We start from the raw sequence: 12672 nt of genomic DNA, 5'->3' as shown, positions 1-12672 counted from the left end.
GGGAGCGAAGGAATGAGTACAGTAATTAACGGTCGTGAATTAGCAGATCAAATGCAAGCAGAGATTCAAAAAGATGTAGAAAAGATGACACAACAAGGCATCCAACCAGGATTAGTTGTTTTATTAGTTGGGGAAAATCCTGCCAGCCAAACGTATGTGAGAAATAAAGAACGTGCAGCAGCCAAAATTGGCATTCTGTCAAAGGTCGAAAAACTGCCAGAAACTATTTCAGAAGAAGAATTATTGGCTGAGATTGACAAATATAATCAAGATTCACGCTTTCATGGCATTCTTGTACAACTACCTTTGCCAAAACATATTGATGAAGAAAAGATTTTATTAGCAATTGATCCCAAAAAAGATGTAGATGGGTTCCATCCAATGAATTTAGGCCGTTTGTTTGTAGGCAAACCTGAAATGATTCCTTGCACGCCGTATGGAATTATGAAGATGTTTGAAGCCTATGATATTGATTTAACAGGTAAACGTGCGGTGGTTATTGGTCGAAGTAATATTGTTGGCAAGCCAATGGCACAATTATTGTTAATGAAAAATGCGACCGTGACGATTGCCCATTCTAAAACTGAACATTTAGCAGAAGTTGCAAAAGAAGCGGATATTTTAGTTGTAGCAATTGGACGCGGGCATTTTGTCACCAAAGAGTTCGTGAAACCAGGTGCGGTAGTGATTGATGTGGGTATGAATCGCAATCAAGAAGGAAAACTGATTGGTGATGTAGTATTCGATGAAGTTTCTGAAATTGCAAGCTATATCACGCCGGTTCCCAAAGGTGTTGGCCCAATGACGATTACCATGTTAATGTATCAAACAGTCGAGGCAGCAAAAAAACAAAAGTAAGGTGAAAAAATGACGCAACAGTATTTAACAGTAACAGCCTTAACGAAGTATTTAAAACGTAAATTTGATGCAGACCCTTATTTAGGACGTGTCTATTTAACAGGTGAAATTTCGAACTTTCGCTTCCGAGCGAACGCGCATCAGTACTTCAGTTTAAAAGATGACCATGCGAAGATTTCTGCAATTATGTTTAAATCAGCCTTTCAAAAATTGAAGTTTCAACCAAAAGAAGGCATGAAAGTCATGGTGGTGGGGCGGATTTCGCTTTATGAAAACAGCGGCTCCTATCAAATTTATATTGAACATATGGAACCAGATGGTGTCGGTGCACTTTATCAAGCATTGGCAGAATTAAGAGAAAAACTAGGAAAAGAAGGACTTTTTGAAGGGCCTAAACAACAGTTGCCTCGTTATCCCAAACGAATCGCTGTGGTTACAAGTCCTAGTGGTGCTGTTATTCGGGATATCATTACGACAGTCAAAAGACGGTATCCGATTGCACAACTGGTCCTTTTTCCAACCTTGGTCCAAGGCAATCAGGCGGCGGATGACATTGTGCGGAACATTCAGCGAGCCGATGCGCAAGGCGATTTTGATACGATGATCATCGGACGTGGCGGTGGTTCAATCGAGGATTTATGGCCATTTAATGAAGAAAAAGTGGCTCGGGCCATTCATGCTGCCACCACACCGATTATTTCATCGGTTGGGCACGAAACAGATGTGACAATTGCCGATATGGTAGCAGATGTTCGTGCAGCAACGCCAACGGCAGCAGCGGAACTAGCGGTACCAGTTTTAAATGAAGAACTATTAAGAATTAGTGAACGGCGTAGTCGTTTAGAACAAAGCTTTTTATATCTCTTGCAACAACGAACAGAACGTTTCCAACGACTACAAAATTCTTATGTGTTTAAGCAACCTGAGCGACTTTATGAAGGTCAAACGATTAAATTAGATCGAATGACGCAACGTCTTTTCCAAGCAATGACAACGATTCATCACCAAAAACAACGTCAAGCCCAAGGAATTATCGCTCAATTGCAACAACAGACACCAAAGGGACAATTAAGAGAAAGTCAGCAACAATTGGCATTTTTACAACGAAACTTGCAAACACAAATGACACAATTGTTCCTAAACAAACAAAAGCAATTCACGTCTGCTGTTCAACAATTAGACTTACTCAGCCCACTCAAAATTATGGGTCGAGGATATAGTTATACTACAAAAGAGGACCGTGTCGTTAAAACTGTTACCGAGTTACAGCCAGCAGATCAATTAACGATTCATTATGCTGACGGTACAGTTCAAGCAAACGTCGAAACAATAACAGCGAAAAAAGAGGAGTTTTAACATGCCAGCAAAAGAAAAAACGTTTGAAGAATCATTAAATGCCTTAGAAGAAATCGTTCAGCGCTTAGAACGAGGAGATGTTCCTTTGGAAGAAGCCTTAGCTGCCTTTCAAGAGGGCATGGCATTAAGTAAACAATGTCAAGATACATTGGAAAAAGCGGAAAAAACTTTAACGAAAATGATGACAGAAAACAATGAAGAAATTGTTTTTGAAGAGAGCGAGGAAGCGTAATGACGAATTTTAGTCAACAGCATTTACCGTTGGTTGAAAAAGTCATGGTCGATTTTATCGCAGAATATACTGAAAATGAGCGTTTGAAAGAAGCAATGCTCTACTCAATACACGCAGGTGGCAAACGATTACGCCCGCTATTAGTGTTAACAACAGTGGCCGCTTTTCAAAAAGAGATGGAAACACAAGACTATCAAGTGGCTGCCTCTTTAGAGATGATTCATACGTATTCATTAATTCATGATGATTTACCAGCAATGGACGATGATGATTTACGTCGTGGCAAACCAACCAATCATAAAGTGTTTGGTGAAGCGACTGCCATTTTAGCAGGGGACGGCTTATTAACAGGTGCATTTCAGTTACTTTCTTTGAGTCAATTAGGCTTAAGTGAAAAAGTTTTACTGATGCAACAACTGGCAAAGGCAGCGGGGAATCAAGGCATGGTTGCCGGCCAAATGGGGGATATTGAAGGAGAAAAAGTCAGCTTGACTTTAGAAGAGTTAGCGGCTGTTCATGAAAAGAAAACTGGAGCGCTAATTGAATTCGCCTTAATTGCTGGGGGCGTATTAGCCAATCAAACAGAAGAAGTCATTGGTTTACTGACACAGTTTGCGCATCACTATGGCTTGGCTTTTCAAATTCGTGATGACTTATTAGATGCCACAAGTACAGAAGCAGATTTAGGTAAAAAAGTAGGCCGAGATGAAGCGTTGAATAAAAGTACGTATCCAGCTCTTCTAGGGATTGCTGGCGCGAAAGATGCGCTAACACATCAATTAGCAGAAGGCAGCGCTGTTTTAGAAAAAATCAAAGCAAATGTTCCCAACTTTTCAGAAGAACATTTAGCAAACTTGTTAACTCAGTTACAATTGAGATAGAAAGAAGGCACTTATGAAAAAAGAACGCGTCGATGTCTTGGCGTTTAATCAAGGACTATTTGAAACACGAGAAAAAGCCAAACGTAGCGTGATGGCTGGTTTGGTTTACAATGATAAAAATGAACGTTTAGATAAACCAGGGGAAAAAATTTCTGTGGAGACACCCTTACATACTAAGGGCCAAGTAATGCCTTATGTTTCTCGTGGGGGCTTAAAACTAGAGAAGGCACTAAATGTTTTTGCAATCAACGTTCAAGGCAAAACAATGCTAGATATTGGCTCCTCCACAGGTGGTTTTACCGATGTCGCTTTACAAAATGGGGCTCGTTTGAGTTACGCTTTAGATGTTGGCTATAACCAACTAGCATGGAAAATTCGGCAAGATGAACGCGTGGTGGTAATGGAACGTACCAATTTTCGCTATAGTAAACCCGAAGATTTCACCGAAGGGGTGCCGGATATTGCAACGATTGATGTTTCCTTTATTTCATTACGCTTAATTTTGCCACCTCTTCATGATATTTTGAAAAAAGGTGGTAGTGTGGTGGCGTTAATTAAGCCACAATTCGAAGCTGGCAAAGAGTTTGTTGGGAAAAAAGGAATCGTGCGTGATCCAGAAACCCATCAAATGGTTGTGGAGGAAATTACACGCTTTGCCATGAATAACGGTTATGATGTGAAAAACTTAGATTTTTCACCAATCACTGGTGGCGAAGGAAACATTGAATTTTTGGCACATTTAGTTTCTGTTGAAGGGGAAGGATCCTATCAAGCGCCAGAATCCATTGAAGAAGTTGTCGCGCATGCGCATCAAAAATTAGCGGAATGATGAGAAAAGTTAGAAGAAAGAAGTGGACGCCTATAGGTGAAAGCTTCTTTTTTGTATAAATCTAGTAATTCATCTTTTAAAATGCATAAAAATAAGCTATGATGAGGGCAAGAGTAAACTGAAAAGGAGAGCGGCGCCATGAGAAAGCAAGATAGACACCGTTTAATTACACGTTTATTGACTGAAAAAAATATTCAAAAGCAAGAAGATTTTGTCAACTACTTACAAGAAAAGGGCGTAGCTGTAACACAAGCAACAATTTCTCGCGACATTAAAGATATGAAACTGATCAAAGTTCCATCTGCAGAAGGGGGTTATCGATATAGCCTTCCATTAGAAACACAAGCTAATACGAGTGCTAAACTTGCAAAGCTTTTAAAAGATGCCTTTGTAGCTGCAGAACAAATGGAAAAATATGTCGTATTACGAACCATTCCTGGCAATGCGGCGGCGTGTGGTAGTTTAATCGAAAAGAATTACCAAGAGAAACTTTTTGCCGTCATCAACGATGATGATAGTGTCCTCATGATTGCACGAACTGAGGAAGCAGCAGAAAAACTTCATAAAGAGCTGTTAAGCTATCTATAAAGAATGAGGTGAACAAGATGTTACAAGAACTTTCCGTGAAAAATTTTGCGATTATCTCTTCGTTACAATTAGAGTTTCAAATGGGTATGACCGTTTTAACGGGAGAAACGGGTGCGGGGAAATCCATCATTATTGATGCAATGGGATTACTCACAGGCGGACGCGGCTCCAGTGATTATATTCGTCAAGGAGCAAATAAATGCACCTTAGAAGGACTTTTTTCAATGCCGAAAAGTCAAGAATTAAAGAAATTATTAGAAGAATTAGGTATTGAAACAGAAGAAGATTCTTTAGTGATTCAACGAGATATTTCCGCTTCTGGTAAAAATGTTTGCCGTGTCAACGGACGGATTGTCAACATTACTAATTTAAAAAGAATTGGGGAATATTTAGTAGATATTCATGGCCAAAACGAACATCAAGAATTGATGCAAAGTGAACGCCATATTGATATGTTAGATGAATTTGGTGGGAAAAAACTTTTAGCAGTCAAAGAAAAATATACACAGGTGTATCAAGAGTATCGCGCACTCGAAGCCAAAGTCAGAAAGCGACAAAAAAATGAAAAAGAATTTGCCCAAAGAATGGACATGCTTCATTTTCAAAGTGATGAAATTGCTAGTGCACAGTTAGTCGCTGGCGAAGAAGAACAATTGTTAGAAGAACGCAATAAACTGAACAATTTTCAAAAGATTGCTGATGCACTGACGATTAGTTATGCCGCGCTAAATGGTGAAGACGATAGTAGTTTGGATAAAATCGGAACAAGTATGAATGAACTCGCTTCGATTGAATCCCTTGATTCAGAATATAAAACATTGTCAGATACTGTTCAAAATGCTTACTACTTACTACAAGAAGCCAGTGGAGATCTTTCTAGGTTGATTGATGGCTTAGAACTAGACGAAGGCCGCTTGAATGAAGTAGAAAATCGTTTGGAATTAATCCGTCAAATGAAACGTAAATATGGCGATTCAATCGAAACGATTTTATCTTACTATGAAGAAATCACCAAAGAGTTAGCAGAGGCTGATTTTTTGGAAGGTGGTACAGGTGACTTAGAAGCGTTGCTTGCAGAGAAACAACAAGCCGCTCATCAACAAGCATTAGCTTTACGAAAAGAACGAAAGCGCCTAGCCAAAGAGCTCGAACAACAAATTTTAACCGAATTAAAAGAACTATATTTGGAGCGAACGGAATTTGAAGTCCGTTTTACAGAACTTGAGCATTTACAAGAAAATGGCTTAGACGGAGTAGAATTTTATATTACTACTAACCCAGGGGAACCATTAAAACCGTTAGTTCGGGTGGCTTCTGGCGGAGAACTTTCGCGAGTGATGCTAGCTATGAAAACAATCTTTTCTCAAACGCAAGGGATCACTAGTATTGTTTTTGATGAAGTGGATACAGGAGTCAGTGGCCGTGTAGCACAGGCGATTGCCGATAAAATTTATCAAATTTCAGAAAATTCGCAGGTGTTGTGTATCACGCACTTGCCACAAGTGGCGGCCGTTGCCGATGAACATTATTTTATTGAAAAAGAAATTGTGGCGGGTCGGACAGAAACAAGCGTCCGAATTTTATCTGAAAAAGAGCGAGTAAACGAAATTGCGCGTATGCTCGCAGGAAGTGAAATTACGAAATTAACCATTGAACATGCACAAGAGCTATTGGCGATGGCGAAAAAATAGCCGCTCTATTTGAGCAAGTAAAAAAAACAGCCCCTTCAATTGATAGAAGGGGCTGTTTTTTTACTTTTAATGTGTGAAAAAGTTCTCCAGTTTAAAGACTAAGAATCGCTGTTAAAACAGTTGAACCTACAATTGCGATCAGCATTAGCCAAACCACGACTTTCGTGATTTTTGAAAAGCGACTTTGTTCTTTGTCGTTCATAAATGACACGTCCTTTTTAATTTCTGCTAATAGTGTACAACCTTTTCCTGAAAACAGCAACCTAAAGTTATAAGAGATTCTTTTTCTTTAAAATTCGAATACTAATTACGCAGATTAAGGTAGTGATAGCAAAAATAATCCAAAAAGAATATTCATGCTCTGCAAAAGGGAGTTTCACATTCATGCCGTAGATTCCCCCGATGATGGTCGGGATGGTTAGGACAATTGTTAAGGATGTTAAAATTTTCATGACATTATTTAAGTTATTTGAGACGATTGCTGAAAAAGTATTACTAATGTTATCAACTAATTTTAGTTGTATTTTAGTCGTATTTAGTCCTTGTTCTAGTTCAATCAAAATATCCCTTAAAAATGGCAAATGTTTTTCTGGATGATTAAAAATTTCAGCGCTATATAAACGTTTTAATACTTTTAAATTATCCGTTAAAGCTGCTTCGAAATAAACTAGACTTTTTTGAATGTCCATAATCTGATACAATTGACTATTTTCTGTGGCTACTTGGAGCTCTCCTTCAAGTTTGTTGGTTTGTTGGATAAGTGCTTGTAAGTTTTTATTGAAGGAAAGGGCCATCTTCCATGAAAGGGCTAAAATTAAGGCCTTTTCAATAGAAAGATCTTGATGCGTGAACGCCTCTTTTTGAATCCCATGAACGATGTCGTTAGGCCCATTGCTAACAGTAATTAGTTTGTTATCGACGGTTGCGATTAAAGCAATCGGCACCGTTTCTACTTGCAGATAGCCACTAGGACTGATACTAGCTTTGGGATAACGAAATAAAAGTAACGTAGGCGTTTGTAATTTTTCGTGGCGGAAACCTTCCACTCGAGCATTTTCTTCATCATCTAAAACGCCGGTAAGATAATCTGTTGGTAAGTGGTATTGATTGACGAGACGCTCGATTTCTTCTTCTGTAGGAGATTCTACCGAAATCCAACTTAGGGCTTCATCGTCTGGTGAACAAGGTTCAAAATAGTCATTTTTCAATAATAAATAATTAATCAAAAGATTCACCCCGAATCAACATTTTTTGTTCTAAATCCATTATAATAGAAGTATGACACAATACGAGAAGAAAAGCTTATAAAAAACATTCAAAAATAAGTGGCCGCGATAGGTGAGGCCTCGTTTTGAAAATGGTTTGATAAGTAATCCGTTTTTTATATGAAAAAGCAAGCAAAAAGGGCTTTTAGCACATATATTTAAACGAAATGAAACATCTGTGTAACGTTGATGAAGTATAGTTATAGCAGGTGGAATGAAAGGATTTGTTGAGAGAATGGTGTCGTTTTCGGCAATAATGTTATTTTGGTATATTTTTCCGGTAATTGTGCTCTTTGCGTGCAATTTTCTCGTGTCCACTTTTTCCCTAACGGAACGTTGGAAAATAAAAGCACCGGATTTGGCCATTCCGTTTTTATTCATAGGGATCCATGAGTTATCCAAAGATAGTTATGATGAATCGATTATGCCGTATTTTGTGATTTCTATTTTGTTATTAGGAGTCGCTGTTGCCCTGTTTCAAGCTTATTATTATGGAGAGATTTTATATAGACGATATTTCAAGATGTTTTGGCGGTTGACGTTTTTACTAACGTTTGTGTTGTATGTGTTGCTTATCTTGCTAAATATCAGTCATTATCTACTGTAATAAAGCGTGGAGACAATAGGGGAAATACGCTGTGGGAAAATGTCCCCCACAACTCCCCACTCCGTGGGGTTTTTTTGTTATTTTGGGGGTTATTTTATAAAAAACATAGTAAAAACCTTGTTATAATAACATTTTTTGTTGGGTGAAGCTTGTTACATAAAACCCTGTAAATATTACAGAAATTTTAAATAACAGTTAAAAAATAGAAGTTTTTAGATTTATAGTGGTAGAAAGTGGTGGGATGTGGTAGACTTGTTCTATCAAGTGGAAAAGCGGGTGTATTGGCTATGCTTATGGGTGAATACCAACATAATATCGATGCCAAAGGCCGCCTAATCGTTCCATCAAAGTTTCGTGAGGAACTTGGTGAAAAATTTGTGGTAACGAGAGGGATGGATGGCTGTTTATTTGGTTATCCTTTAAATGAATGGTCACAACTTGAAGCAAAACTTCAAGAAATGCCCTTAGCTAAGAAAGATGCACGTACCTTTGTGCGATTCTTTTATTCCGCTGCAACAGAATGTGAGATTGATAAGCAAGGTCGTATCAATATTCCAGCGAATTTACGAACACATGCCAGTTTAGAAAAAGGCTGTGTTGTTATCGGCGTCTCTAACCGAATTGAAATTTGGAGTGACGAACGTTGGCATGCATTCTCTGATGAAGCTGAAGAAAACTTTGATGAATTAGCAGAAACAATGATTGATTTTGGATTTTAGGAATGAGGCAAATGATGACTGAAGAATTTCGCCATTACACTGTTCTTTTAAAAGAAACAGTGGATGGATTACAAGTGAAGCCGGATGGCGTATACGTAGATTGCACACTCGGTGGTGCCGGACATAGTGAATACTTACTGACACAATTGAATGAGCACGGTCATTTATATGCCTTTGATCAAGATCAAAAAGCGTTGGCACATGCTAAGACTCGTTTGCAGAAATATGTAGACAAAGGTCAAGTGACCTTCATCAAATCAAATTTTAGAAATATTAAAGAAGAATTGGCAGAACATGGGGTGTTCCACGTTGATGGGATTCTATACGATCTAGGTGTTTCTTCACCACAATTAGATGAAGCAGAACGTGGTTTTAGCTATCATCAAGACGCGCCCTTAGATATGCGCATGGATCAAGACGCACCCTTGACGGCTCGCGAAGTGGTGAATACGTATAGTTATAGTGAGTTAGTAAAAATTTTCTTTCGTTATGGGGAAGAGAAATTTTCGAAACAGATTGCTCGAGAAATTGAACGTGTTCGTGAAAAGCAGCCAATTGAAACAACAGGTGAACTCGTTGAGATTATTAAGACGGCGATTCCAGCTCCAGCAAGACGCAAAGGTGGACATCCTGCAAAACGAATTTTCCAAGCAATTCGCATTGCCGTTAATGATGAATTAGGGGCAGTTGAAGAGTCGCTAGAACAAGCAATTGATTTGCTAGCGAAAAATGGCAGAATCAGTGTGATTACGTTCCATTCGTTAGAAGATCGTATCGTTAAAACAATGTTTAAAGAATACAGTACGGTACAAGATTTGCCACCAGGCATTCCGGTGGTACCAGAAGAATTTCAACCAGAATTAAAAGTAATTACTAGAAAACCAATTTTACCAAGTGACAGTGAGTTATCTGAGAATAATCGTTCACGAAGTGCGAAGTTACGCATTGCCGAAAAAATAAAATCTAGTTAGAGAGAGGGGTAGACACATGGCTGAATTGAAGAAAGTAAATGATTTCCATTATGAAGCACCAGAAATGGATCAGCCAACTGTGGCAACAGAGCAAGACAGAAAAATGCAAGAGGAAACACTACCTGTCCCCGCTCTATTACCCAAAAAGAAACTAAAAAATGTCTCTTTACTAGAAAAATTAATCGGTGTTGTATTAGTTTGTGCAACGATTGGTATTGCAATTGCGACAATTCAAGTAAGAACGACAATTGTCCAAACCATGAACGATATTACAGATACACGAACAGTCATTAAAGAAAAGGAAGATAACGCTTTGAAATTGGAACAAGAAAGAAGCGAACTTTCTAAATCAGATCGAATCAAAGATGTCGCTAAAAAACAAGGACTAGAAAATAACGGCGACAATGTTAGGACTGTTAAATAATGAGTAAAAGACATAAATTTAAACAATTCATGAAAAAGAAAAACTTAAATCCGATGAACAATCGTAAAAAAGTAGGCATCATTTTATTCGCTACGAGTATTGGATTGTTCTTTTTATTTGCCTTTAGAACGACATACATTGTGGCAACAGGCAAAGTAGCAGGTGTATCACTAAAGGAAAAAACAGCTTCTCTATATGAAGGAAGCCAAGTGGTAAAAGCTAAGCGAGGATCAATTTTAGATCGATATGGTAATCCAATCGCAGAAGATGCTACTTCCTATTCGTTATATGTCGTATTATCAAAAAAATATACGGGACAAAATAATGAAAAGCTTTATGCGGAGAAAAAAGACTTCGATGATATTGCTGAAATTTTAGCGAAATATACCAAACTAGACAAAAAAACAGCATTGAAATACTTGAATAATGGGATCCATGAAGATGGGTCAACACAATATCAAGTGGAATTTGGTACGGGTGGTCAAAACATCACCTTGGAAACACGCCAAAAAATTGAAGCAGATTTGAAAAAGAAAAAAATCTCAGGTGTTTATTTCAATGAACATCCAGCCAGATTATATCCCAATGGGCAGTTTGCTTCTCACTTTATTGGCTATACAAAAGCAGCCAATCCAGATGATGATAAAGAAGGCTTAGTAGGCGCGATGGGACTAGAACAGGCCTATAATGATATTTTAAGCGGAACCGATGGCCGTGTGTATTTTGAAAAAGATATTTACGGTAATGCCTTACCAGGAACTGTGGCGGAAGAGAAAAAAGCAGTGGATGGTCAAGATATTTACACAACGCTAGATAGTCGCTTGCAAAATACCTTAGAAGATTTGATGACGCAAGTTAATGAAAAATATGAACCAGTTTCTATGACTGCTATGTTAATGGAAGCAAAAACAGGCGAAATTGTTGCCATGTCTCAACGGCCAACATTTAATCCTGAAACGAAACAAGGATTAGACAATAATGGCACGTGGCAGAACCTATTGGTTGAAAGTCCGTATGAACCTGGCTCAACGCTTAAATTATTTACGTCGGCGGCGGCCATTGAGCAAGGATTGTTTAATCCAAATGAATCATTTAACCGTATAGGTGGTATCACTGTTGGTGACACCACGATTAACGACCATGATGTCGGCAATTTAAAAGACAAAACGTCTTTAACTTATCGGCAAGCTATTTCTTGGTCTAGTAATATCGGAATGGTGAACTTGGAACAACGAATGGGTGGCGACAAGTGGGTCGAATATTTGAAAAAATTTGGGTTTGGTTCAAGCACACATTCAGGTTTAAATTCAGAACACACTGGGAAACTTCCAGATAATAATATTGTTGATCGGGCCAATTCAGCTTTTGGTCAAGGGATTACGGTTACTAATTTCCAAATGATGAAAGGTTTCTCAGCTATTGCAAATGACGGTTCAATGTTGCAACCTCATTACATCAGCAAAATTGTTGACAAAAATACAGGAAAAGAAACGATTACGGAACCACAAATCGTAGGAACCCCAATCAAAGCGCAAACAGCTCAACAGATTCGTACGTACATGATTGATACTGTTGAAGACCCGACTTACGGGATTGCGTATGATATTTATAAAGTGCCAGGCTATCATGTTGCTGCCAAAACAGGAACTGCGCAGATTTCAGATGGTAAAGGGTACGTTGATGGAGCAAGTCAAGTCTTGTCTTCTGTAGTGGAAATGGTCCCAGCGGATAATCCTGAATATGTTTTGTATATTACACTGAGACAAGCAAAATCAGGTTCGCCTTCAGAAGCAATGGCGGCAATTGCAAATCCATTAATGAAATTAGCGTTAGACATTAAAGAGACAGATCCGGAAACAACGAAAGTAGCTTCTGATAAAGTCACAGTTGCTGATTATAAAAACATGACACCAGCGGAAGCGTTGGCCAATGCCAAAGTGAACGGGGTGGATCCTGTGATTATCGGTGATGGTGAAAAAATCAAGAAACAATCAACGCCGTCTGGTCAAACATTAATGCCTAATCAGAAATTGATTTTGATCACAAATGGAACGAACTATATGCCTGATTTAACCGGCTGGTCGAAGAGCGATGTTACCAAGTTTGGCGATCTATTAGGTTTGACTGTCGAGTTTAAAGGTGAAGGCTATGTGACGAAACAAAGTATCGCTGCTGAAACTGAAATTACGGAGAAAAAATTAACCGTGACTTTAGAAGGCACAGAATAATAACGTAGAATAATTAGGAGAGA

Annotated in this window: 14 protein-coding genes; 12 read left to right on the top strand and 2 right to left on the bottom strand. The window is 38.5% G+C overall.

Features of this window, described 5'->3' with window-relative positions; translation table 11 throughout:
- Window positions 1-12: 12 nt before the first annotated feature.
- The 7 genes from IGK86_RS10565 to recN all read left to right on the top strand — a co-directional run bounded on the left by IGK86_RS10565 (window position 13) and on the right by recN (window position 6435).
- Complete coding sequence (locus IGK86_RS10565) at window positions 13-858, top strand: bifunctional methylenetetrahydrofolate dehydrogenase/methenyltetrahydrofolate cyclohydrolase (protein WP_104877112.1); 846 nt, start codon at window positions 13-15, stop codon at window positions 856-858.
- Between the two features lie 9 nt (window positions 859-867).
- Window positions 868-2214 (top strand): exodeoxyribonuclease VII large subunit, encoded by a 1347-nt coding sequence (gene xseA / locus IGK86_RS10560; RefSeq protein ID WP_016617625.1) that lies wholly within the window; start codon window positions 868-870, stop codon window positions 2212-2214.
- A 1-nt stretch (window position 2215) separates the two neighbouring features.
- A complete protein-coding gene (locus IGK86_RS10555) occupies window positions 2216-2446 on the top strand; it encodes an exodeoxyribonuclease VII small subunit (RefSeq protein ID WP_002355878.1) in 231 nt (76 codons plus the stop codon).
- Window positions 2446-3327, top strand: coding sequence for a polyprenyl synthetase family protein (locus IGK86_RS10550; RefSeq protein WP_002355879.1), 882 nt, complete (start codon window positions 2446-2448; stop codon window positions 3325-3327). Before IGK86_RS10555 ends, IGK86_RS10550 begins: the two co-directional genes overlap by 1 nt.
- A 13-nt stretch (window positions 3328-3340) precedes the next feature.
- Window positions 3341-4156 (top strand): TlyA family rRNA (cytidine-2'-O)-methyltransferase, encoded by an 816-nt coding sequence (locus tag IGK86_RS10545; protein WP_002364633.1) that lies wholly within the window; start codon window positions 3341-3343, stop codon window positions 4154-4156.
- A gap of 138 nt (window positions 4157-4294) precedes the next feature.
- Window positions 4295-4744: an arginine repressor gene (locus tag IGK86_RS10540; RefSeq protein ID WP_002358881.1), complete on the top strand. Its 450-nt coding sequence runs from the start codon at window positions 4295-4297 to the stop codon at window positions 4742-4744.
- Window positions 4745-4761: 17 nt separating this feature from the next.
- A complete protein-coding gene (gene recN, locus IGK86_RS10535; RefSeq protein ID WP_438742424.1) occupies window positions 4762-6435 on the top strand; it encodes a DNA repair protein RecN in 1674 nt (557 codons plus the stop codon).
- A gap of 91 nt (window positions 6436-6526) precedes the next feature.
- On the opposite strand, the gene IGK86_RS10530 is transcribed toward recN, so the two are convergent.
- Both IGK86_RS10530 and IGK86_RS10525 read right to left on the bottom strand, forming a co-directional pair.
- Window positions 6527-6637: a DUF4044 domain-containing protein gene (locus IGK86_RS10530; protein WP_002383399.1), complete on the bottom strand. Its 111-nt coding sequence runs from the start codon at window positions 6635-6637 to the stop codon at window positions 6527-6529.
- Window positions 6638-6704: 67 nt separating this feature from the next.
- Window positions 6705-7670, bottom strand: a complete 966-nt coding sequence (locus IGK86_RS10525) for a magnesium transporter CorA family protein (protein ID WP_002383400.1) — start codon at window positions 7668-7670, stop codon at window positions 6705-6707.
- A gap of 244 nt (window positions 7671-7914) precedes the next feature.
- Between IGK86_RS10525 and IGK86_RS10520 the strand changes: the two genes are divergently transcribed.
- From IGK86_RS10520 to IGK86_RS10500, 5 genes are all read left to right on the top strand, one after another.
- Window positions 7915-8307, top strand: coding sequence for a DUF3397 domain-containing protein (locus IGK86_RS10520; RefSeq protein WP_002383401.1), 393 nt, complete (start codon window positions 7915-7917; stop codon window positions 8305-8307).
- 233 nt (window positions 8308-8540) lie between these two features.
- Entirely contained in the window at window positions 8541-9026 is a 486-nt protein-coding gene (gene mraZ, locus IGK86_RS10515; RefSeq protein ID WP_002383402.1) for a division/cell wall cluster transcriptional repressor MraZ, read from the top strand.
- Between the two features lie 14 nt (window positions 9027-9040).
- A complete protein-coding gene (gene rsmH, locus IGK86_RS10510; protein WP_010774092.1) occupies window positions 9041-9997 on the top strand; it encodes a 16S rRNA (cytosine(1402)-N(4))-methyltransferase RsmH in 957 nt (318 codons plus the stop codon).
- Window positions 9998-10013: 16 nt separating this feature from the next.
- Window positions 10014-10421, top strand: a complete 408-nt coding sequence (gene ftsL, locus IGK86_RS10505; protein WP_016617626.1) for a cell division protein FtsL — start codon at window positions 10014-10016, stop codon at window positions 10419-10421.
- A complete protein-coding gene (locus IGK86_RS10500; RefSeq protein ID WP_016617627.1) occupies window positions 10421-12649 on the top strand; it encodes a penicillin-binding protein in 2229 nt (742 codons plus the stop codon). Before ftsL ends, IGK86_RS10500 begins: the two co-directional genes overlap by 1 nt.
- The last annotated feature ends 23 nt before the right edge of the window (window positions 12650-12672 follow it).

It is taken from the genome of Enterococcus sp. DIV1206 (assembly GCF_051712485.1).
In the GTDB taxonomy this organism is placed as follows: Bacteria; Bacillota; Bacilli; order Lactobacillales; family Enterococcaceae; genus Enterococcus; species Enterococcus faecalis.
The sequence above is the reverse complement of the archived record's forward strand: the minus strand, read 5'-3'. Positions and strand labels throughout refer to the sequence as shown.